A 22571-nucleotide genomic window follows, 5' to 3' on the forward strand; every position below is an offset into this window, starting at 1 on the left:
AATGCAGTTGGACCTGCCTCAGGACTAGGAGCGTGTTTTCGCTTGTTGACAGGCCTTAGGTAGAGTTAAATAGGGCTTAAGGGAAGTTGACGACTAGATTTTTGTTTCGATATACTTCAATGCGATAGCAAGGACAAAAGCGATAGCGAGATACAACCATTTAGGCTTTTTCTGTGTTGGCGTAAACAACGCTCGAACGATAATTTGTATTTTTCTATAGTCGTAGGCTAAGAGGACTAATGCTATTAGTTGATAGAATATCGCTGATTTTATGGCCGAAATATCATAAAAGTAATCTTGAAGGATAATATTCAGTAGAAGTATAGACAGCAAAAGCAAACCAAAGAGTCGCGTTCGCCTAAAGAAAAGGGCGAAACCACCAATTACTTCAAAAAGACCAATGACAATAGGATAGCCCTTTGTATAGCTGTAAAAGGTCCACATTACTTGGTGTCCTTCGGAAACTTGTGAACTTGTTGAGGTTCCAAAGTCTTGGAATTGAATGGGTTTGGCAAGACCATAGACTATCATGGAGAAGGCTAAGATAAATAGGAGCGTCCAATATATAATTTCACTACTCTTTTTTTTGTTGGTTTGCATGGTAAGGAAGGGATAAGGGAGCGTTTATTTATTTCGCGAAAAGCGAGTTATAAATATAAACAAAATAGATATTAGGTTGGTGTAGATTAGTGCTAATTGCGCATTCTTTTTTAGCCTAGCTAAATAGGGGGTTAGAAAAAGTCCACAAGGGGCAAATAAAAAAGACCGGATTCCTACAAGGTTTCTTGGTTTAATGTAGTCTTTTACTGCTTAGATGTGATATATTTGCACCCAGTAAAAACTCGAGCCAATGTCAATCAAAAAAAATAAAGTATACCGTAGAACCCGTTATTTGTTATACAAAGAAACGCTGGTAGATTTTAAAGAACATTTTTGGGCGTTTATTGGATCTTTTGTTGGTTTAGGAGCGATTTGCTACCTGCACTTCGAAGCCTTTTCACAATATGATCTCACCTTGTTAATTGGTTCTTTTGGTGCGAGTTGTGTGTTGATTTACGGTGCAATTGGTAGCCCTTTGGCTCAACCGAAGAACTTGTTTCTCGGTCATCTTATTTCGGCAATTATTGGGGTAACGATTTTCAAATTGTTAGGCAACTACATTTGGATTGCGGCGCCCTTGGCAGTATCGTTATCCATCATAGGCATGCAAATGGCTAAGGCCCTTCATCCACCAGGAGGAGCAACGGCTTTGATTGCAGTAACGGGGGGAAGTAGCATTACTCAATTAGGGTATGCCTATGTATTTTCTCCTGTACTCACAGGAGTTACTCTCTTGTTTATTGCCGCTTTGATTTTCAACAATATCCCACATAAACGTCAATATCCCGTAAAATCGTTTATTCGCATACACAAGTTGCGCAAGAAGAGAATGCGTTAGTTTACCCTTGCTTTAATGGGAAACATCGCGAACACCGCTGTGAAATTAGTTCAAATACAACTGTTTTTTGTAAAATCTAAAGTGTACTTTAGCTCTTTATTTAGTTGCGTTGGCTTGTTATGGAACAATTAAAAGAAATACCGAATTACACGGCTAGAGATATTTTGCAATTGTTGCAATTGGAAGATATTGACCGCGGAATATATGTGAGTTTTCGCAAGTATTTTTCCCCTAATCCCTTCAAAGATCCCTATAAGTATGATCGATATACCTTGCTTTTGGTGAAACAAGGGTATATTGAGGTGCAAATTAATCTCGTGGATTATACGATTGACTCCCATTCCATTGTCATTATCGCTCCTGATATGGTGCTGTTTTTCAAGACCTTCAGTGAAGATATTGATTTTGTCGTAATTAGCTTTGATAAAGCCTTTGCCTTGACGCATTCAGAGATGAAAAGAGACAAGGATATCTATGGTTTGTTGGCTGCCAATCAGGTAAAAAAGATTAACTTAATCGGCGATCAAGAGGCAACATTAGTGGGATTATGTGAATTAATTCGATTAAAAAATTACGGTGAGCAACCGCCAACAGAACAAGTGATGGAAGTTGTGGCCGCGCTATTTAGCATTTTCTTATCTGAATTGGTTGTCTGTTATCAATCCAATGAAAAAACAAGCATTCAAAATCCACCGCGTAAAGAAAGTTTAACACTACAGTTTCTAGCGCTATTGCAAGAGCATTTTAGAACAGAGAAACAGATTCAGTTCTATGCGGATGCCTTGTGTATATCGGAGAATTATCTGGCAAAGATCGTCAAGGAAGTTTCAGGAAAAACCATGGGACAACACATCAATAATGCGATTGTTATTGAAGCGCAACTCTTGTTGCTCAAAACGACCTTGAGTATATCAGAAATTGCTGAGACACTTCATTTCAGCACCCCTTCTTTTTTTGGCTCTTTTTTTAAGCGCAATGTAGGTTGTTCTCCCAAGGTTTACCAAAAAAATAGAAGATAAGTGGCGGATCTCAACACTTACTTTTACGAATATCTTCGTTCAAAAGCGTGTTTTTGAACAGTTTTTGACCTAAATCAATCTTTTTTAACGCCCTTTTTTTGTTGAATTTTGCTTTGTTAAAAATCACAATAACGCAACGGTATGGCTGTGAATCCAAGGAGTTGTCCGTTGTTACACTACAAAGTAGAAGCGATAATAAACGAGGGTATAAGCTTGGACTACAAGCGATTTAGGATAACTTATTGTAATCGTACAAAATGGATGAACAAGCTTGTTGTGATTCGAAATACGCGATAAAATTTCTATAAAAATAATGGATATGAAAGATTTTGCTTTGTTTCTTCGATTGCAAGATAAAAATGATTTTGTTTCTTCTTTAGCACAAGTTTCTGAACGAACCAATTGGTTAAAAGCGATTGAAAAAGAAGAGAAATTGGTTTACCAAGGTACGATATTACCCTTCGCTCAATCTGAAGCGAAAACGGTATTTGAAAATGAAATTGTGACACCAGGTCCTTTTGTAGAAGTAAAGGAGTTTATCAGTGGTTTTATGATCATCAAATCGAAGAATATTGAGGAAGCGATTGAAATTGCAAAGCTCAACCCCATCTTTAAACTAGGGGGGAGTATAGAAGTTCGTGAAATCAAACAAATGGAATAAAAGATGAGGAGGGGCACCGCAGCTATTTTGCATGGTCTAAAATTACTTGATTCGCTTATTTCTGATGCAAGTAGTTGTAGGTTCACCTTCTGATACCAGCATAAAAACAGGTTTTACTTCGGTATTTTTTCAGTGTAATTATATGCTTTTACGTTGTGCACAAGAACTTTACTTGTATTGTTCTTGTGTTTTTTTTAGGCTAGACCAAAACAAAGCACGTAATACAGGATAAAAGATTCGGAGCTTGGTGTTGAACAACCTGTAAAAAAAACAAAGAAGATGAAAAAACAGATTGGAGAAAAAGCCTTTGCGCTTTTTTCTAAACATGGATTTAAAAAAACGACAATGGATGATTTAGCACTTGCTTTGGGTATTTCAAAGAAAACCATCTATCAACATTTTACGTCCAAAGAACAAGTGATTGATAGCTGTGTAAAAGAGTTGAATCAGAGTGTATTAGAGGAATTGTCTCAGCAAAAAGCCCAACAGGGAACTTGTGTGAAAGAAGTATTGGAGATCGCACAGCAGTTGGAGCGAATTATTCAGTTTAGTTTTTTACCCTATGCGGAAGAATACAGTGCCTTTTATAAAAAAGTGGAGCACAAACAACAGGGATTTTTGGTCAAAAAAATTAGCCCCTATCTCAAGAATAACTTCAAAAAAGGCGTAAAGCAAGGCTATTACAAGAGCGATTTGGAGGTTGATTTTGCCCTGTGGACGTTTTTTACCTTGATTACCTCTCCTTTTTTGAGCATTTTTGATTGTATTAGTCTCAAGGAGTCTTCGATAACCTTATTTTTAAATACGATACTAACAGACAAAGGACAACAAGAATTTGAAGTCCTTCGTACCACTTATTTTGTTTAGTTGTTGTCTCCATGGGAGCTGTGACAGCTACTATGGAGACTTTTTTAGTCCGTATCAAGGGGAGGATTAGCTGTTGTTTTTTAAGGCTTTGGGGAAAAGAGGACTAAAATAAGTAGGAGGGTTGCCAAACTATGCCTTGGGGTAAGTCGAAATAACCACATAAATAGTCTAATTTTGTAACAAAGATTGAGATAATGAAAGACGCTAAGCAAAAACAAAAGAAGTTACACGAACGCAACAAGCATCAAGAGCTGTATAATTTTGATCAGCTCAAAGCTGTTGTGCCCGAATTAGGAGCTTTTATTCGCAAAAATCCATCAGGCGTAGATACTATTGATTTTGCAATTCCAGAAGCCGTTGTATTGCTCAACAAGGCGATTTTGATGAAAGATTACAAGATGACGTATTGGGAAATGCCCAAGACGAATCTATGTCCACCTATTCCTGGACGGGCCGATTATATTCACTATATCGCTGATCTATTAGCGGAAGGCAATGGAGGTAAAATTCCCACTGGAGCCGGAGTAAAAGTATTGGACTTAGGGATTGGTGCCAATGTGATTTATCCAATTATTGGAGTGGCAACGTATGGTTGGGATTTTGTGGGATCAGAGGTTGATGTAGTTTCCTTGCAAACGGCACAGCATATTGTCTCTAATAATCCTCACCTCAAAAACAAAGTGACCCTGCGCCAACAACTGAGTAAGCGAAATATTTTAAAAAATATAATGGGGGACAAAGAGTACTTTGATTTGGTGATTTGCAACCCGCCTTTCTTTTCTTCTCGAGCAGAGGTTTTGGCTAAAACCACACAAAAGCTGCGCAATCTGGGGAAAGAAGTTGTAGGTAAACCCGTACAAAACTTCAGTGGTCAGAACAATGAATTGTGGTGTGAAGGAGGTGAAAAGGCGTTTATTACCAACTATATCTATGAGAGTAAACACTTTAAACGCAATGCCGTTTGGTATACCACGCTTGTTTCCAACAAGGATAATTTAAAGCCCTTGCAAGCCCTACTCAAGCGTTCTGAAGCAGCAGAAGTACGCATTATTACCATGGAACAAGGCAATAAAGTAAGTCGCATATTGGCTTGGCGTTATTAAAAGTTGAACTAAGATTATTTAGCCATACAAAGTCCATAAATCATTGGTTTTATAGACTTTATTTGTGTTTATAAGAGAGCAATTTTAGATTTGAAACACAAAGTATCTATTTGTTTTTTGTTTTGACTGATTTAATTTATGTTAAATTAATTGGTAGTTTAGCGAAAAAATAAAAATTAAGCAATGAAAAAAGTTTTATTATCAACTATTTTAAGTCTGTTCTTACTAAATTGTCAATCTTCGGATAATGGGTATGAGGATTTATCCACACAAGAAATCCACGTAACGCATATTGGCGTGGATCGCGTGAGAATTTCTAGTAGATATAATAGTGCAGTGAGCTGGATGGAATATCGCGCCAAAGGAGAAACTATATTTACCAAAGCGAAGAAAGAGTCAACAGTAGTTAGCGGTTTAAAACCTGGAAAAACCTATGAGTTTAGAATTGCCAACGAGAAGTATGTTACGCCTGTAATTAGGGTGACAACTAAAGCTATTGAGCTTGATTATCAAAGAATACGAAAAGAAACGTCTTGTTCCTTTGAACGACGTGAAATCAAAACAAAACGCAGTTATACGCTTTATACCCAAGATCAAATTCAACATGATCATATTGATATGTATTTGTTGAACCACACATTAACTGACAGTATTAAGGTGAATACAAGGATAGGAGAAGATAAAAAATCGTTTACGTTTACTGTACCTGATGATGTGTTTATTGATAGTTCAATGCCGAAAATCACGTATTTAGGTTTTAAAATAGGAGATAAAATGGATTATTATTTTGGTTCGTTTTTCGATAAAGGATTCTATGATTACGAGCAAAATAGATATGTACCACTTAGTATTTATAATAATTTAAAATATAATTTAGGTCCTGGTTTCTTTGTAGAAAATATTACACCAAATTTGGAGCGCATTTACGTAGCAAAGAAAAATGGCTATGCTGCATTAATAATCACAGGACGAATGTTTGATTATGTGCATTATGGAATAACGAAATGTGATGATCATATTGAAGCCGTTGCTTCTACTTTAGTTTTTTATAAAGAGGATCAACAAACGGTTTTTTTAGATGTATCCAATAATAAAGGAGATGCAAGACCCATATCTAAATTAAATACCTTCGAGGTGTTTGTTAATAGATACATCGTTGATTTCATCAAGGATTATACGAGTTTACAAGGGATGGAGATTCAATACTATACCAATCTATTTCCTGAGGGAACATACTATGTACAGTATAAAGTGAGATTAGCGGATGGTGGATATGTTGAAAGCAATAAAATTGAGTTTGTATGTGAAGGGATTACTCCTTAATCCTAGATATATAAGTACTGAAAAGATAAAATAAATAATAGAACGGCTCAAAAAAAGACACTCTTTTTTGGCCGTTTTTTATTTTCCCTATAGGTTGTGATTTTTAAGAGATACAAACTGTTTTTTAACAAAAAAATGTATCTTTAAAAGATGAAAAACAAAGCAATCCTAGTGTTAATCTTTTTCCTCTTGCCCTTGGTGGGGAGTGTGTATTCCATTCCGCTATCCTATGCCAATCCTAAAAAGCAAGGGGTATTTACCCGTCAAGAACAACCCAAACCAGACCCGACTGCTTTTTTGAAGCTGAGTCAGCTGGTAGATGTCTATGCCAATCAAACGTTGAGCAAGGGCAACATCCATTCTTTGGCTATAGCAGTGTATAAAGACGGTGCTGTTTACCATCAGTATTACGGAACCTTAAATCCTGTAACACAGCAAAAGCCTACGGATCAAACCCTATATGAAATTGCCTCGATCTCTAAGGTCTTTGTCGGTTCATTAGCAGCTAAAGCTGTATTGGAGCACAAGCTAAAATTGGAGGATGATATCCGTTTGTATTTAAACGGCGCTTATCCTGATCTGACTTTTGAAGGAGCACCCATTACCATCCAAAACGCCTTGACCCATACCTTGGGATTAAAAGATAAAAACCCAAAGCAGTTGGATCATATTTTTCAACAAGTAAGGGAAGGATACTATGAAAATAGGCCTTTTGCATATTCGATGGCAGATTTATTAACGGAATTAAAAACCGCTGAAGTGACAACGAAACCGGGAACGGTATACGAATACAGCTCTGTAGGACCGGAATTAATCGCCTATGCTTTAGAACAAGTATATGGGAAGCCTTACCGCGTACTCCTAGGAGAGTTCTTGGAGGATTTACAATTGAATCAAACCTATTTGTATGCGTATGATCAGCATAAACAAGAATTAGCCGTTAGTTTTAACGAAGAAGGAAAGGTCGCTCCTTTACTCAAAAATCCGCTATTAGGTGGATCACATGGAATGTTAAGTACATTGCCTGATTTAATTACCTTTATGCGATTTCAGTTAGAGAGTAAGGAGCCCTTTGTACAAGAAGCGGCGCGTTTGTTGTTTGAAGATGAAATAGAAGGCGATGACAAAGGGTATTTATGGGATGTGGGCTATGGACAAAAAGAAGGGGCGTATCACGGAAAAACGGGAACATCCAATGGAGTACAGAGTGGAATCCTCATTTGCCCAGATTCGAATTACGGGATGATTGTAATGATGAATGATACGGCTGAAGCCGCTCAGGAGGATTGGGGCACCCTGTATAACAAACTAGAAACAGCGCTTATTCAATATCCTAAAGTTAATTTAGTGTCCTTATTAGCGCCTGATTTTGCAGCGAATTTTGAGGAAGGAGCTAAGCTATATAGGCAATTGAAAGACAAGAAAGAACAGTATATCGCAGACTCATTTTCTCTTAACAACTATGCCTATGAATTAGCAGGAGAAGGACAGTTTGATCAAGCCATTCGAATAGTCGAATTCGCCCTTTTACTCGATGAAGACAAGGCTAATTTATACGATAGTCTAGGTGAAATTTGCCTAATGAATAAGCAGTATGACAAGGCATTACTCCATTATCAAATGGCGTTGGATTTAGATCCAACGAATGAAAATGCCAAACGCATTATAGAAGAAATAACACAAAGAAAATAGTAGGGGCGAAGCCCAATATAAAAGAGCATTCTATTGTAAACTAGAATGCTCTTTTTTTAGGTAGTATAAAAAGAAATTGTTATTTAAAAATCACTTTAGGCATGCCAATTTCACCGTATAATAGGGATTTTACCACAGGTTTGAGCACCTTAGATGCTTCGATATAAAGCGAATCTGGAATATCGGGATTGGCTCGAACCACGACTTTTTGATCTTGAAAAGGAGAAACTTCCGCTTGCTGTACTTGCATTTCCCATAATTCGAGTGCTAGTGCATCCACTGAGGAAAACTTAAAGTAAACCCCTTGATCAGCTAGCTTATCGGCAATCACCATATAGACCCATTGGGGAATAATCGCATCAACAGAGCAATAAACAGCCACTGCTTTTTCGCGAAATGAGTTAAAATCAAGTTGAGCGAGTGCAATTCTGAATTCCTTCTCTTTGATGATCATCTCCATATAAAGCAATTGTTTAAGGTCTAGTCCAACGACTTCGATTGTGGGTTTATACGCCAATAAATCAAAGGCAATAATACCCGAAGCAGTTACTTTGTTGTGTATAGGATCGGTATGCATCGTATATTGTTTAAAAAGAGCGCCTTGTATCGAGCTACAGGGCGCCGACATTATTACATTTTGGAAAGCGCGAGCTCGTAGTTTTTTTCAACAACAGACCAGTCTAATACAGACCAGAACGCATCGAGATAATCGGCTCTTCTATTTTGATACTGTAAGTAATAGGCGTGTTCCCATACATCTACCCCTAAAATTGGGTAGCCTTGTTGAGTGGGGTTGACATCCATTAAAGGATTGTCCTGGTTAGGTGTTCCTGCAACAGCAAGAGATCCATCTGCTTTTACATAAAGCCATGACCATCCCGATCCAAATTGACCCATTCCCGCTTTGGTAATTTCTGCTTTTAGTGCCTCCATACTGCCAAAAGTTTCCGTGATACGAGCCGCTAGTGCGCCTTCTGGAGCTTGTTTGGGTGTAGGGGATAAAAGACTCCAAAACAAGCTGTGGTTGAAATGCCCACCGCCGTTGTTTCGCACAGCTGCTGAATGCGTGCTTATCTCACCTAGTAATTCTTCTAATGCTTTTGTTTCATTGGCTGTACCCGCCAATGCATTGTTTAGGTTCGTTACATAAGCTTGGTGATGCTTGCTGTGGTGAATCATCATCGTTTCTTTGTCGAAATGAGGCTCTAAGGCATCATAGGTATAGGGAAGTGTAGGTAAATTAAATGTACTCATGGTTTCTATTTTTTGAATTAAAATCTGAAGACAAAAGTACGGGTAATTTTTAATAAACCAAGTTTTTACTTGTTTTATTGTTTTTGGAACCAGCGTATATAAACTGCTTTATGTCAATTTGTATAGGGGAACTCGTGTAAATTGGCAAAAAAAAGATACCTTTGTTTGATTAATAAAACAACATTTTGTTTGGTAAATGAAAAAGAGTGCTACAGATCAAATATTGATGCAACTGAAAATGCGCGGTACGGCAAGTGCAGCAGAACTCGCTGATGAATTGGGTATTACAAAGGAAGGTGCGCGTTTACATGTTCAAAAACTCGTAAAGGAAAACGCAGTACAGGTAGAAGCCAAAAGTGAAGGTGTAGGCAGACCAGTAGCCTACTATTCTTTAACAAGTACTGGCTTAGCTAAATTTCCCGACTCGCATGCTCAGGTTACGATGGAGATGATTCAGTCCATCCGCAGGCTCTTTGGGGAAAATGCCCTTGATTTATTGATTACAGATCGCGAAAAGAAGGTTTATTCACATTACGAGGAATCCATTGGTACCACAAAATCACTCGAGGAGGTATTGGAGCGGCTTACCAATATACGCACTCAAGAGGGGTATATGGCTGAATGGAAAAAGGAAGCCGATGGTAGCTACTATCTGATTGAAAATCATTGTCCCATATGTGCTGCCGCAACGGCATGTCAAGGATTTTGCCGCAGTGAACTCAAAAACTTTAAACAGCTCATCGGTGAGGACTACCAAACCGAACGTATCGATTACATCCTAGATGGTGCACAACGTTGTACGTATAAGATTACGAGAATAGAGAAGGGAAATCGAAAAGCAGTCTAGATGCATCGAATACCAAACAAAATATAAACTAAATGAGAGGAATCTTATTTTGTGTGGTTCTTCGCGTGGTTTGCTCATCGTCTCACTCATCTTAAAACTTCTCAATCGCCCCTAAACCAAACAACGCAAAATCGTATTTTACAGGATCAAGAGGATCGAGTTCACGCAAAGCCGTATCCAATTCCAAAAGCGCCTTAGCATCGTTTTGGGTGCGTTTTAGGATGCCTAACTTACGCGCCATATTGCCAGAATGCACATCGAGTGGACAAGATAACTCACTAGGCGATACGCCTTTCCATAACCCAAAATCAACACCTGCGTTGTCGTTTCTGACCATCCAACGGAGGTACATATTAATCCTTTTCGCCGCCGACCCTTTTAACGGATCTGAGATGTGTTTTTGGGTACGCGATTGGTGTTGAATTTCAAAGAATATCGTTTTAAACTTCGAAATACGCTCCTGTAAGGGAAAAGCCGAATCGCTAAACACAGCTTCTAAACCTCCGTGGTTGAGGTAAATGTGTTGAAGCGCTTGAATAAAAGTAGCCAAGTCAATACTGTTAAAAGTACGGTGTACAAAGCCTTCTAAAGCATCTAAATGATCTTCATTGTGATTCATGACAAAATCATAAGGAGAATTGCCCATTAATTCCATCATTTTATGTGCGTTTTTAATGATCATTTTTCGATTGCCCCAAGCGATGGTTGCACTTAAAAAACCCGCAATTTCGATATCTTCTTTTTGGGTGTATAAATGAGGAATTTGTACAGGATCATCCACAATAAAAGAGGGATTGTTGTACAAGACTACCTTTTCGTCTAAAAATTCTTTGAGTTCATGTTGCTTCATAAGGACAAAGCTAGGGAATTATTGGGAAGAATAACTAAAATTTGTTGGATTGAAAGAGTAGGGGGCTTGTGATAGCTCAAAAACTACCACAGACTACTTAGGCTCAAACGAAGGGTAAAAGCAGTGGAATACAAGAAGAAAACGCAGACTTTAAAAAAAGACTGTTAATAAAGCATGTTAAGGATTGATCACCCCATCCGTCATCACCAACTTGCGGTCGGCCATATCAGCTAATTCCTCGTTGTGGGTAACAATGACAAAGGTTTGATTGAATTCATCTCTCAATTGAAAGAAGAGATTATGTAGGTTTTCTGCAGTTTTGGTATCTAAATTACCAGAAGGTTCATCAGCAAAGATCACTTTGGGTTTGTTGATTAAGGCTCTAGCTACGGCCACGCGTTGTTGTTCACCACCAGACAATTCAGACGGGTAGTGGTGCGCGCGATGAGAAACTCCCAAATAATCCAATAATTTCTTGGCCTCTTGTTCCGTTTCTTTCTTGTCCTTTCCTGCAATATAAGCGGGAATACACACGTTTTCTAGGGCATTAAATTCGGGAAGTAATTGGTGAAACTGAAAGATAAATCCCAAATTGAGGTTTCGAAATTTCGAAATTTCTTTATCGTTCAACTGCAGTACATCCGTATCGTGGATAAAGAGCGAGCTGTTGGGTTGAATAGTAGGTTTATCCAATGTCCCTAAGATTTGAAGCAGTGTTGTTTTTCCAGCACCTGATGCCCCCACAATAGAAATGATTTCCCTTTCCTTAATGTGAAGATCAACACCCTTTAAAACCTCTAGTTGGTCATAAGATTTTCTAATATTCGTCGCTCGTATCATACTGTTGTTTTTGATCGGATACAAAATAACAATGTTTTGGTTCAATTAAAAATTAAAAAGAGAAAAATATTTTAAAACAATCATAACTTCCACCGATAATTAATAACTTAGACTTCTGAAATGTTAGTGAAAAAAGTAAAAAGTACATGAAAAAAGCAATACTAGCGGGTGGGTGTTTCTGGTGTACAGAAGCCGTATTCAAAAGTTTAAAAGGAGTAGAGGAAGCTTTACCTGGTTATATTGGAGGTAAAAATGAAAACCCAACCTATGAGCAAGTGTGCACTGGAGAAACAGGGCATGCAGAAGCGATAGAAATCACCTATAATGAAAATGAAGTGAGTTATAATGAGTTATTGGAGATCTTCTTTGCCACGCATAATCCAACAACCTTAAACCGACAAGGAGAGGATGTAGGAACACAATACAGAAGTGAAATTTTCTACCTCGATGAGGCACAAAAACAAGCTGCCGAAGAGTATATTGGGATTTTACGAGATGAAAAAGTATTTGATCAGCCGATTGTTACCCAGGTAAGTCCAGCGTCTACTTTTTATGTTGCTGAGGATTACCATCAAAATTATTTTGAGCGAAAAGGGACAGAGAACCCATATTGTCAGCTGGTTGTTAAACCTAAGGTAGAGAAGTTTAAAAAGAATTATGCAGCTAAGCTGAAAGAATAATACACAACAGATGACGCAAGAAGAACAAATACGAGCCAGCCAAATTAAAAGAAGGCAACTTATCACAGGGTTATTCCTTGATCTCCTAGGAATGGCGAGTTATTTGTTGCCGGGATTAGGCGAATTTACCGATGTGATTTGGGCGCCAATTTCCGCTTTTATTCTAGCGAAAATGTACCCTGGAAAGATTGGAAAAGTAGGGGCAATCGTCAATTTTATTGAGGAAATATCCCCAGGATTGGATATTATTCCAACCTTTACATTAACTTGGGTATATACCTATTATTTTCAGAAGAAAAGTTTCTAATAAATATTGTTTTTTATTTTGTTAAAATCATAAATTTTTCTTAACTTTAAAGTGCTTCCTTTACTAAGCAAAGGAGTGAGAAAGGATTGATTAACTATAAACCATATTTTATGAGAAACTTAATTGTGATTATTTGTAGCATTTTCCTATTTGTAAGTTGTAAAGAAACAAAAAACAGTAGGGCTTTGGGGGATGAGAATGCAGGGAAGACATTAATAGGATGGTACTATTATAATTTAGGAGAAGAAAAGTATGATGATTTAAAGCAATATCTAGACGAAGATTTCTTTAAAACTACCTCTGAAACGGAGTTTTTTAATAAATTGAAACAACGTGAAGGTGAACTTGGACATATCGTAAAAGCGGTGTTTAGAGAAGGAGATATGACGGAGGAGAACAAAAAAGAAAAAATAAAAGAATTCGATTTTCAATATGATGTACAATATGAAAAAAGTACAGCCGTTGAAAAATTCCATTTAATTAAAAGAGGAGACGATTTTAAAATTGCTAAAATTGAGTTTTAACCTCATAGCGCAATAAGACATAACAAGTATACTTGTGAGAAGAGGGTGTCCCAAAAGGGCACCCTCTTTGTTTGGTGTATAAGCCTGTTAATGGGCTTATATCAAGAAGGTTAGCCTGCCCTTTGTACTAGTTTTCTTTTACATGCTAGCGTAATTCCTGTAGGATGCGTCCATAGTGAGTCTATTAAAAAGCCTTGTTTTAATAGACTCACTATGGACTCACTACGGATTCACTATGGACACATGAGCTATCATACCCAAACAAATATTGTCTCACAACCAGTAACAGGTAACCGTATTACTCCTCAGATAAAAGTGTACTTTACCAATAAAACTGTACATTTGTTTGTTGCTATACGAAAGGTGCATCTAGCTGTTGATCCTTATCCTATTGCATTACAGTATAGGTAGACCAACTGCTTTTGGAGGAATACCCAAGATGAAAACACCTAAAAACAAAAAGCGCTACTAAAACAAGGTTATGGAATATTTGTATCTATTCATCATTGTTCTCCTGTTAGCCATAATTGGCATTCTGTTGTATTTTTTACTTAATTACAACAAACAACGTGTTGCTTTTGAGAAAGAAAAGGAATTATTCGACACCAAGTTGAAGTATTTGCAATTAGAAAATTTGGAATCGAGATTGGATCCACACTTGTTCAAAAATATTCTAAATTCAATCCAGTCCCATGCTTATCAAACCTACTATGCGCTAGATAAAATGGCAGGAGTCTTGGATTATATTTTATACGATAGTCAACGCAAACTCGTAACGTTAAAAGAAGAGCACGAATTTGCTATGCGTTTAATTGACATTAATAAGATTAAACTCAATCCCCTTTTTCGCTTAGATGTCCGTTCGAATATAGGCGAAGTAGAAGCGCTGTATGGCGAAGACTTAGTCGCGCCATTAATCTGTGTGGAGTTAATAGAAAATGCTTTTAAACATGCAGATTTAACAGGAAATGACGCTTTTATTACTATTTTATTTAAATTGAAAAAGGGACAGTTTGATTTAGTGGTTTCCAATAAGAAATCCTCTAAAGCTTCGCTGAGAAAAGAAAAAGGAGGCTACGGCTTATCCGCTTTGCGCGAACGCCTTCATTTGATTTATGGCCCATACTATAAGTTAGAAAAATCAGAAGATGATCAAGTGCATTCCATGCATTTAAAAATTAATTTGAATGAGTTCAAAACTAAAATGTATACTCTTAGATGATGAGTTATTAGGACTGAAATATGTAAAGATGTTATGCGAACAAATCGCCGAGATTGAAGTCGTTAAAGTATTCGATGACCCCGTTGCTTTTTTAGAAGAGGCATCTACTTTAGATTTTGATGTGGCTATTCTCGATATTAATATGCCGGGAATGGACGGACTAAGTGTAGCTCAACTCTTGGTAAATAAAGGCGTAATTTTTATTACCGCCTATAAGGAATTTGCCCTAGATGCCTTTGAAGTCGATGCCATTGACTATATCGCTAAACCCATTAAAAAAGAACGTCTACAGCGTGCAGTACAAAAAGCCATGCGTCAATTGAAGCCCGTTGAACTCAATGTGTCTTTAACGATTAATTCCAATAAGGGAAAAGCAATTCTGCAATTCGAAGATATTCTTTATATTAAAACATGTGAAAGCGATGGACGAGATAAAGAAATTTTTTTAGAAGGGGGACAACAGTTAATTGCAAAGAATATTTCGCTAGATAAACTTGTGGAGGTTTTACCTGCAACTAAGTTTTGTCGCATCAATAAACGAGAAATTATTGCCCTTAAAATTGTGCGTTTTTTCGGACATGATCTGATTACAACGCAACTGTTAACCGAGCAAGGAAAACCCCTTGAACTCACTTTAGGAGTGACCTTTAAAACCGATTTCTTAGACAAGATTTAGTTTCATTACAAGAATTTAGCCTTTCATTACAGGAAAGCTTGTTTTCAACCCAGTAGCACAGGTTGGAGTTTATATATTTTGGAGTTTTGTCTCTGAAATAATAAACCTTAACGATTATGTCAAAGTATAGGAATTCCCTCCTCTATGTTTCTATTATCGGTGGATGTACCGCTTTAATTTACTGGGTAGTTACCCAAGGCTCTAAATTAGAAGTAGACACCAAAGCTATCGTTTCTGATCATACGGCTTGGGAAAACTTTATTAAAACCTTAATTCACAACTTAGAAAGTCCATTAGCTCTACTTTTAGCACAAATTGTTACCATTGTTTTGGTTGCTCGTGTTTTTGGTTGGATCTGTAAAAAAATTGGACAACCTTCGGTAATTGGTGAAATTATTGCGGGTATTGCCCTGGGACCTTCTCTTGTTGGAACGTACTTTCCAGAGTTTTCTGCCGTGATGTTCCCAACACAATCTCTAGGAAATCTAAGCTTTTTAAGCCAAATTGGTTTGATTCTCTTCATGTTTGTGATTGGAATGGAACTTGATCTTAAAATCCTTAAAAATAAGGCCCATGATGCCGTGCTCATTAGCCATGCAAGTATTGTGATCCCGTTTGCCTTAGGAATGGCTTTAGCCTATTATATATTTGAATCTTTTGCCCCAGATGGTGTTGATTTTCTGTCGTTTGGATTGTTCTTGGGAATTTCGATGAGTATTACCGCTTTTCCTGTATTGGCGCGGATTGTACAAGAACGAGGCCTGCAAAAAACGAAAATTGGTACGATTGTTATTACATGTGCAGCAGCAGATGACATCACTGCATGGTGTATTTTAGCCGCTGTAATTGCAATTGTACAAGCAGGTAGTTTTGTCAGCTCCTTGTATATTATTGCTCTTGCTATTGTTTATGTAATTGTGATGCTTAAACTCGTTCGCCCTTTCTTAGCGCGAATTGCAAAATACCAAGGCAGTAGTAAGATATTGACCAAGGGAACCGTAGCCATCTTCTTGTTGACGTTAATTATTTCTGCCTATTGTACGGAAGTAATTGGAATTCACGCTTTATTCGGGGCCTTTATGACAGGAGCAATCATGCCTGATAATATGAAGTTTAGAAACATCTTCATCGAAAAAGTAGAAGACGTTGCTGTTGTGCTATTTTTGCCCTTATTCTTCGTATATACCGGATTGAGAACCGAAATTGGCTTACTAAACGAACCGTATTTATGGAAAATTACGGGATTAATTATTTTAGTAGCCACAGTAGGAAAGTTTATCGGAAGTGCGATAACGGCGAAATTCGTTGGGATTAGTTGGCGGGATAGCTTGACCATTGGCGCCTTGATGAATACCCGTGGTTTAATGGAACTCATCGTCTTGAATATCGGTTTTGATTTGGGCGTAATGACAGGGGAAGTATTTGCTATGATGGTGATTATGGCACTCGCAACTACCTTTATGACAGGACCCTTACTCGATCTAATCGCTAAAATATTTGGACCTTTAGGCGATGAACCTCAGCATAAAGGTGTGGTCATTGGAAAGTATCAAGTGTTCTTGTTTTTTGAAAATAAGTTGAGCTTAGCTCCCTTGATGAAATTAGCCAATGCTTTTACAGGAAAATCAAGTGCTGATACGCGAATTACAGCCATGCACATGATTGATAGTGCAGAACTCAACTCTTTTAATACGCAAGATTATGAAGAGGAAATCTTTGAAGCAGTACAAGAACAATCCACAGAAATGGACCAAGAAGTACAAACCTATTACAAAGTATCCAATGACATTGAAAGTGATGTGGTGAGTATGGTTCATCAAGAAACTTGTGATTTACTGCTGATCGAAATGGGATACTCTATTTATCGCGGTTCAGTACTGGGAAATATTTTGGGATTTACCACGCGAATAATTAACCCTGATGTGTTGTTAAATAAAGTAACAGGACGCGAAAAATTGTTTGAAAATTCGTGGTTTAATGCCCGTACGCAGCAGATTATGAATCGTACAAAAGTGCCTTTGGGAATCTTGATCAACAAGGATTTTGAAAAATTAGAACACGTATTCTTACCTATTTTTAGCAAAGGCGATTTAAAACTATTGCCCTATGCACAAAAAATGATTCGCAATAATGAAGTACAGGTGTCTATTTTGGATGCTACAGGGGAGTTGGAGAATCATACAGAATTTAAAGAAAATATAAGGCTGATTGAACAATATAAGCCGAATCATATTCGCATCGTAAGCAATAAGGTGGTATCCAAGGATTTCATTGAAGAATTCGACTTGATGCTGATTACCTTAGACAGTTGGAAGAAGTTGATCGAAACCAGAAGTATCTGGTTAAATCACGCACCCTCTATGTTATTGATGCAATCCGTATAACTAGTTAGTTATGTTGTTTTATATTAATTTGCAGAAACCTCAAGTCTTTGGCTTGAGGTTTATTTTTTAGGCGATTCATAGTCTTGGTTACCCGATAAACTTGCACCGTCATTTTTATTGAGCTTCATAAAAACTGTGCTTGAGAGGATGGTTAAAACCCCCATGACTAAAAACGTATAATTGAATACTGCCGTTGGATGCTCAGGCGTATCAAGCGCACTATTTCGGAAGAGTTGCAAGAACATAGCAGAAATGGAAATTCCCAAGCTAATGGCCAATTGTTGTGTAACAGAAAGCAAACTATTGGCATCGCTAGAGGTATTGTTATCTAGATCTGCCAGGGAAATGGTGTTCATCGAAGTAAATTGTACGGCATTAAAAGCACCATTGCAGATCATCAAAAAAATGATAATAAAAAAGGGGGTGTTTTCATTGACAAAGAAAAAGAGACTAATGAGAATCCCCGTGGCTATAGTATTGAAGACTAGTGTTTTTTTATAACCAAAACGCTTGACAATTGGCACGACAAAATTTCTTGATATCAGGTTGGATAAGGCTTGAGGAATCATCATTAAACCCGCATAAAAAGCAGAATAACCAAAGCCGAGTTGCAAGAGAAGCGGAATCATCAGCGGCATCCCGCCAATACCAAAGCGCGTGACTAAATTTCCAATAAGTCCGATGTTTAAAGTTTTGATTTTAAATAGCTCTAGCTTAATTAAAGGATGAGGACACTTTTTGGCATACCATACATAGGCTGCGATTAATAGCAAGGCCAAAACAAAGAGAGCAATCAATTGAAAAGCACCTAGGCTGGGCGAATTCCAACGTTCGATTACTAAGGTAAGCATCGTTAATCCACCGCTGAAGAAGATCCAACCTAAGACGTCAAAACGCTCAACTTTATTCGTAAAATTGGGGATAATACGACGCGCCATTAGAATGGCAATAATCCCCACAGGTAAATTGATAAGGAAAATCCAATGCCAAGATAATTTCTCCACTAAAAAACCACCGGCAGTAGGTCCTAACATCGGACCAATTAAAGCGGGAATCGTAATGAAATTGATAATTTTAAGCAGTTGATCTTTGGGGTAGGCATAGAGCAGGGTTAGACGAGCAACAGGGACCATCATGGAGCCTCCAATAGCTTGAAAGATACGAGCAAAGATCAGTTCATTTAAAGTATTAGATAAAGCACAAAATAAAGAACCCAGGGAGAAGAGCGCCACGGCAAGAATAAAAATACGCTTCGTTCCAAAGCGATCAGCCAACCAGCCACTCAACGGAATAAGCAAGGCAACCGTTAAGGTATAGGATACGATTATACTCTGCATTTCCAAAGGAGATTCTCCTAAACTTTTCGCAATCGAAGGAAGTCCCGTATTGAGGATTGTACCATCTAAGGCTTGCATAAAAATGGCTAAAGCACCCAGATAGGGGAGATATTTTTGGACTTTAGGGTCTTGTATTATTCCTGCTTCCATGTAAAAAAATGCATTTCTATTTAAAAACTGAATTTACCATTTTACATTCAGCCTCACAATATTTTAGCATAACATTTAGGTTCATAAGGCAAAAAGTATAGCTTTTGACCGCTTTTTTGGAATTTAAAAAAGGGGCATATAGTGTAATACGTTGTTTATTGCTCAATCCAGTTGGCAAGCATTTGTCTGCCTTCCGTCGTGATATAAGACTCAGGATGAAATTGAATACCTCGGATATTTTTCGTTTGGTGTCTAAAAGCCATCAGCACCTTATCATTGCTTATTGCTGTAATCAGTAATTCTTTAGGAAAATTGTCGTGTGCTAAGGCCCAAGAGTGATAGAGTCCCACTTGTGTATTATTTGTCACGTTTTGAAAGAGCAAATCAGGAGTTACTAGCTCCAATCTTCGAGTCTGACCGTGAAAAACACGGGCTACATTGTAGAGTGTGGCACCGTAATATTCGCCAATGGCCTGATGTCCTAAACAGACACCAAGAATGGGCTTGGTATCTTCATAACGCGTCAGAATCTCAAATAAAATGGGATATGCTCGCGGTACATCAGGACCCGGAGAGAGAACCAATTGATCGTATTGATCCAGCTCATCGAGGTCGACTTGATCGCTATAAACCACTGTAATATTGCAAAGCGGGTGCTCATCAAAAATTTGATACAAATTGTAGGTAAATGAATCGCGATTATCGATAATTATAATTTCCTTCTTTTGGCTCATAAACAATTTGTACTTTTGACCTTTAATTTAGCATTAAACATGGGCATCAAAGATACGATTATCTCGAGTATGAATGAATTGGGAAAGGCGAGAAAACCTTTTTTATTTTTTGTAGACTACAAAGGAGAACTAGGACAGGTTATTCCCCTTGATGAACTGGATGCTGATACCATACGCTATCAATTTAATCATCAGACCAATTGTGAAGAAACTGCGGCATTCATACAACCCCAATTACATGCGAAACCTATTGATTTTCCTGCCTATCAGCAAAAATTTGATCGCGTTATGGATCAAATCCAAAAAGGGAATACCTATTTGATTAACCTGACAGTATCAACGCCAATTACCTTGAATGGAAGCTTATCCGATGTTTTTTATGCAAGTAAAGCAAAGTACAAATTGTGGATCAAGGATAAGTTGGTTTGTTTTTCACCTGAGATTTTTGTCCAAATCAACGCCAATCGAATTTATTCCTATCCCATGAAAGGAACGATTGATGCTGCACTCCCACAAGCAGAAGAACGCTTGCTCCAAGATGAAAAGGAAACGGCAGAGCACTATACCATTGTAGATCTCATTCGCAATGATTTAAACCGTGTCGCTAAAAAGGTACAAGTGGATCGCTTTCGCTATCTGGATAAATTAACGACCTCTAAAGGAGAATTGTGGCAAATGAGCTCGCAAATTAGTGGTGACCTACAAGAAGGATGGCAAAATACAATAGGAGATATACTCAACGAACTACTTCCCGCAGGATCAATCACCGGATCACCAAAAGAAAAAACCGTTCAAATTATTGAGGAAGTAGAAGGTTATGCTCGAAATTACTATACTGGTGTTTGCGGATTGTTCACTGGAGATACCCTCGATACAGCGGTGATGATCCGATTTATAGAACAACAAGGCGAGCAATTTGTTTACAAAAGCGGTGGGGGAATTACTTTTGGCAGTGTCGCTCAAAAAGAATACGAAGAACTTTTGCAAAAAGTGTATATCCCATTTAATCCAGGTATAAAATAGAAAAGCTATAAAAAACTTAGATTATAGTAGGAAGACCTATTATAATCTAAGTTGATTTGTATCAGTGAAAGAAAGGGATATAAAAGGGCTATTCTTAGGTTTTTAAGACCTCAATAGTAGAGAAAAACTGCTGTAAGCAATCTACTAAAGGTGGATCTAACACCAAATTATACTTTTTTTCTTCCTTTTTCTTTGCCGTATAGATAAACAAGAGCGGACGCAATTGGCTATATAGGCTGTTCAATGTTTTAGCTTCTTTATTTTGGGCATAAAGGGCGAGTTGTAGTAAGGTATCTAAGTGAACGGTTTGGGGTAAATAGTGGAGGTGGTGAAAAATATAGCGTTGCAGCTTACTTACTAGACATTGATGCAACTGATAGGTACTGATAAACAGGGCTCCCGTAGGCTTTTGTAAATCCGTTTGAATCATTTTATTCGTTTTTTCGAGGCTTTTTTTCCATAAGCTAGGATAGTCTTGATCAGAGAGATAACAGTCCTTTGGCCAGTGAATTTGCGGATAGTAATCACTGGAATAAATCCGTTTGTTAGACTTTAAAATTGCTTTGAAAAAATCAGCAACTAGATCGGTGTTATTTTGAATGTAAGCCCTAGTATGCAGGAGAATGGTAAAGTGAAATTCAGCATCTTTAGTCGCAAGTTCCTCCATGATTTGTTGTAATTTATTTCCCTTGTTTTTTTTGATTAAAACGAGGAGGTAACATTGTCGAATTTGTTTGTTATCTTTCAAGTATAAGGTTTCATGAAACTGGTAGATTTCTTCAATTTGGTTGGTTTCCAAAAGAGGTGCTAATTTTTCTTTGTACTTCAATGAACTCGTATTTTTCTTTTTACTAGTTGTTTTTGGAGTTATTAAACTTGTTTTACGGTCAATTTTCGCTAAGACATCCAGTACAATCACTTGTAGTTTTTGCTGTATCTTTTGTAGGGCAGGGATCCAAGTATCATCAGCACCTAAGTGTTCTATTATATAATACGTTTGATTCTTGTATTTTACAAAAAGTGTTTTCATCTGAGGGATCAGACGTTCCAAGATAAGCAAGCGTGTAGTAAAAGTATCTTTTGTATTTTTCACCCCTAAGAGCAGCAACTCTAAGACTTCAAAGTTGTACTCTAATGCTTTCAAATAGGCGAGCGTACTTCCATTTATTTTAGAGGCTACAAAATCGAGACAATAACGCGTTAACAAGGCTTGCTTCTCGCGATATAATGCGATAAAGGATTCGAAAGGTTGATATACAATATGCGGATAAGGATGACCTGCTTTTTGATAAATAACACAGTCTTGCGTTAAGGTCGTTTTAAAAATTGTATTGCCATACGTATGATGTGCAGTCAGGTCTTGTTCATCAAGTAGTAGTAGTAATACGTTATACTCGTTGTACAGTGTTTTGCTATAAGCAGAGGAAAAGTGAACAGCTGTTTTAGTCTTGTTGGATACAAATAACCAAAGGACGCGAAGCTGTGTTGATTCCCTTGCAGAACTAAACCAAATGAGGTAGCATTGATTTTCAGCTATACAATTGTTCACTTTTTGTACCAAATCGGAGGAAAAACTGAGTGCGGATTGAAAATGTAGATTTGACTTCATAATAATAGTTTTTAAAATATTTGAAATTTTA

The 22571-nt window shown here is 37.5% G+C and carries 24 protein-coding genes; 16 read left to right on the top strand and 8 right to left on the bottom strand.

What is annotated here, in order from left to right:
• Nucleotides 1-93: 93 nt before the first annotated feature.
• Nucleotides 94-600: a hypothetical protein gene (locus ACPDHL_RS10050; protein ID WP_430532633.1), complete on the bottom strand. Its 507-nt coding sequence runs from the start codon at nt 598-600 to the stop codon at nt 94-96.
• A gap of 250 nt (nt 601-850) precedes the next feature.
• Here ACPDHL_RS10050 and ACPDHL_RS10055 point away from each other — a divergent pair, with 250 nt between their 5' ends.
• From ACPDHL_RS10055 to ACPDHL_RS10085, 7 genes are all read left to right on the top strand, one after another.
• A complete protein-coding gene (locus ACPDHL_RS10055; protein ID WP_430532634.1) occupies nt 851-1438 on the top strand; it encodes an HPP family protein in 588 nt (195 codons plus the stop codon).
• 119 nt (nt 1439-1557) lie between these two features.
• The gene (locus ACPDHL_RS10060; protein WP_430532635.1) at nt 1558-2457 is read left to right on the top strand and encodes a helix-turn-helix domain-containing protein; all 900 of its coding nucleotides are present in this window, start codon (nt 1558-1560) and stop codon (nt 2455-2457) included.
• 319 nt (nt 2458-2776) lie between these two features.
• Complete coding sequence (locus ACPDHL_RS10065; protein ID WP_430532636.1) at nt 2777-3118, top strand: YciI family protein; 342 nt, start codon at nt 2777-2779, stop codon at nt 3116-3118.
• Nucleotides 3119-3397: 279 nt separating this feature from the next.
• On the top strand, nt 3398-3985 hold the full coding sequence (locus ACPDHL_RS10070) for a TetR/AcrR family transcriptional regulator (protein WP_430532637.1): 588 nt from the start codon (nt 3398-3400) through the stop codon (nt 3983-3985).
• A gap of 194 nt (nt 3986-4179) precedes the next feature.
• A complete protein-coding gene (gene rlmF / locus ACPDHL_RS10075; protein WP_430532638.1) occupies nt 4180-5088 on the top strand; it encodes a 23S rRNA (adenine(1618)-N(6))-methyltransferase RlmF in 909 nt (302 codons plus the stop codon).
• 183 nt (nt 5089-5271) lie between these two features.
• Nucleotides 5272-6411 carry a fibronectin type III domain-containing protein gene (locus ACPDHL_RS10080; RefSeq protein ID WP_430532639.1) on the top strand — a complete coding sequence of 380 codons (1140 nt, stop codon included), beginning with the start codon at nt 5272-5274 and terminating at the stop codon, nt 6409-6411.
• Between the two features lie 150 nt (nt 6412-6561).
• A complete protein-coding gene (locus ACPDHL_RS10085; RefSeq protein ID WP_430532640.1) occupies nt 6562-8103 on the top strand; it encodes a serine hydrolase in 1542 nt (513 codons plus the stop codon).
• A 79-nt stretch (nt 8104-8182) separates the two neighbouring features.
• On the opposite strand, the gene ACPDHL_RS10090 is transcribed toward ACPDHL_RS10085, so the two are convergent.
• Both ACPDHL_RS10090 and ACPDHL_RS10095 read right to left on the bottom strand, forming a co-directional pair.
• Nucleotides 8183-8680: a DUF2480 family protein gene (locus ACPDHL_RS10090; RefSeq protein ID WP_430532641.1), complete on the bottom strand. Its 498-nt coding sequence runs from the start codon at nt 8678-8680 to the stop codon at nt 8183-8185.
• Between the two features lie 53 nt (nt 8681-8733).
• Nucleotides 8734-9357, bottom strand: a complete 624-nt coding sequence (locus tag ACPDHL_RS10095) for a superoxide dismutase (RefSeq protein WP_430532642.1) — start codon at nt 9355-9357, stop codon at nt 8734-8736.
• Between the two features lie 196 nt (nt 9358-9553).
• On the opposite strand from ACPDHL_RS10095, the gene ACPDHL_RS10100 reads away from it, so the two are divergent.
• Nucleotides 9554-10204, top strand: a complete 651-nt coding sequence (locus ACPDHL_RS10100; RefSeq protein ID WP_430532643.1) for a helix-turn-helix transcriptional regulator — start codon at nt 9554-9556, stop codon at nt 10202-10204.
• Nucleotides 10205-10295: 91 nt separating this feature from the next.
• Here ACPDHL_RS10100 and ACPDHL_RS10105 read toward each other — a convergent pair whose 3' ends face one another.
• Nucleotides 10296-11054, bottom strand: coding sequence for a TIGR02757 family protein (locus ACPDHL_RS10105; protein WP_430532644.1), 759 nt, complete (start codon nt 11052-11054; stop codon nt 10296-10298).
• Between the two features lie 177 nt (nt 11055-11231).
• On the bottom strand, nt 11232-11894 hold the full coding sequence (locus ACPDHL_RS10110) for an ABC transporter ATP-binding protein (protein ID WP_430532645.1): 663 nt from the start codon (nt 11892-11894) through the stop codon (nt 11232-11234).
• Between the two features lie 146 nt (nt 11895-12040).
• On the opposite strand from ACPDHL_RS10110, the gene msrA reads away from it, so the two are divergent.
• The 7 genes from msrA (at nt 12041) to ACPDHL_RS10145 (ending at nt 17687) form a co-directional block, all read left to right on the top strand.
• Complete coding sequence (gene msrA / locus ACPDHL_RS10115; protein WP_430532646.1) at nt 12041-12574, top strand: peptide-methionine (S)-S-oxide reductase MsrA; 534 nt, start codon at nt 12041-12043, stop codon at nt 12572-12574.
• A 10-nt stretch (nt 12575-12584) separates the two neighbouring features.
• On the top strand, nt 12585-12881 hold the full coding sequence (locus tag ACPDHL_RS10120) for a hypothetical protein (RefSeq protein ID WP_430532647.1): 297 nt from the start codon (nt 12585-12587) through the stop codon (nt 12879-12881).
• A 110-nt stretch (nt 12882-12991) separates the two neighbouring features.
• The gene (locus ACPDHL_RS10125) at nt 12992-13405 is read left to right on the top strand and encodes a hypothetical protein (protein ID WP_430532648.1); all 414 of its coding nucleotides are present in this window, start codon (nt 12992-12994) and stop codon (nt 13403-13405) included.
• 213 nt (nt 13406-13618) lie between these two features.
• Nucleotides 13619-13816 (top strand): hypothetical protein, encoded by a 198-nt coding sequence (locus tag ACPDHL_RS10130; RefSeq protein WP_430532649.1) that lies wholly within the window; start codon nt 13619-13621, stop codon nt 13814-13816.
• 70 nt (nt 13817-13886) lie between these two features.
• Entirely contained in the window at nt 13887-14627 is a 741-nt protein-coding gene (locus tag ACPDHL_RS10135; RefSeq protein WP_430532650.1) for a sensor histidine kinase, read from the top strand.
• The gene (locus ACPDHL_RS10140; protein ID WP_430532651.1) at nt 14593-15303 is read left to right on the top strand and encodes a LytR/AlgR family response regulator transcription factor; all 711 of its coding nucleotides are present in this window, start codon (nt 14593-14595) and stop codon (nt 15301-15303) included. The genes ACPDHL_RS10135 and ACPDHL_RS10140 overlap by 35 nt, the downstream gene beginning before the upstream one ends.
• 116 nt (nt 15304-15419) lie before the next feature.
• Entirely contained in the window at nt 15420-17687 is a 2268-nt protein-coding gene (locus ACPDHL_RS10145) for a cation:proton antiporter (RefSeq protein WP_430532652.1), read from the top strand.
• A gap of 59 nt (nt 17688-17746) precedes the next feature.
• On the opposite strand, the gene mdtD is transcribed toward ACPDHL_RS10145, so the two are convergent.
• Both mdtD and ACPDHL_RS10155 read right to left on the bottom strand, forming a co-directional pair.
• Nucleotides 17747-19174: a multidrug transporter subunit MdtD gene (gene mdtD / locus ACPDHL_RS10150; protein WP_430532653.1), complete on the bottom strand. Its 1428-nt coding sequence runs from the start codon at nt 19172-19174 to the stop codon at nt 17747-17749.
• A 155-nt stretch (nt 19175-19329) separates the two neighbouring features.
• Nucleotides 19330-19908 (bottom strand): anthranilate synthase component II, encoded by a 579-nt coding sequence (locus tag ACPDHL_RS10155; RefSeq protein WP_430532654.1) that lies wholly within the window; start codon nt 19906-19908, stop codon nt 19330-19332.
• A 39-nt stretch (nt 19909-19947) separates the two neighbouring features.
• Here ACPDHL_RS10155 and ACPDHL_RS10160 point away from each other — a divergent pair, with 39 nt between their 5' ends.
• Nucleotides 19948-20931 (top strand): aminodeoxychorismate synthase component I, encoded by a 984-nt coding sequence (locus tag ACPDHL_RS10160; RefSeq protein WP_430532678.1) that lies wholly within the window; start codon nt 19948-19950, stop codon nt 20929-20931.
• Between the two features lie 94 nt (nt 20932-21025).
• Here ACPDHL_RS10160 and ACPDHL_RS10165 read toward each other — a convergent pair whose 3' ends face one another.
• Nucleotides 21026-22540 (bottom strand): hypothetical protein, encoded by a 1515-nt coding sequence (locus ACPDHL_RS10165; protein ID WP_430532655.1) that lies wholly within the window; start codon nt 22538-22540, stop codon nt 21026-21028.
• Nucleotides 22541-22571: the final 31 nt, after the last annotated feature.

The organism is Myroides sp. C15-4 (assembly GCF_050522745.1).
In the GTDB taxonomy this organism is placed as follows: Bacteria; Bacteroidota; Bacteroidia; order Flavobacteriales; family Flavobacteriaceae; genus Flavobacterium.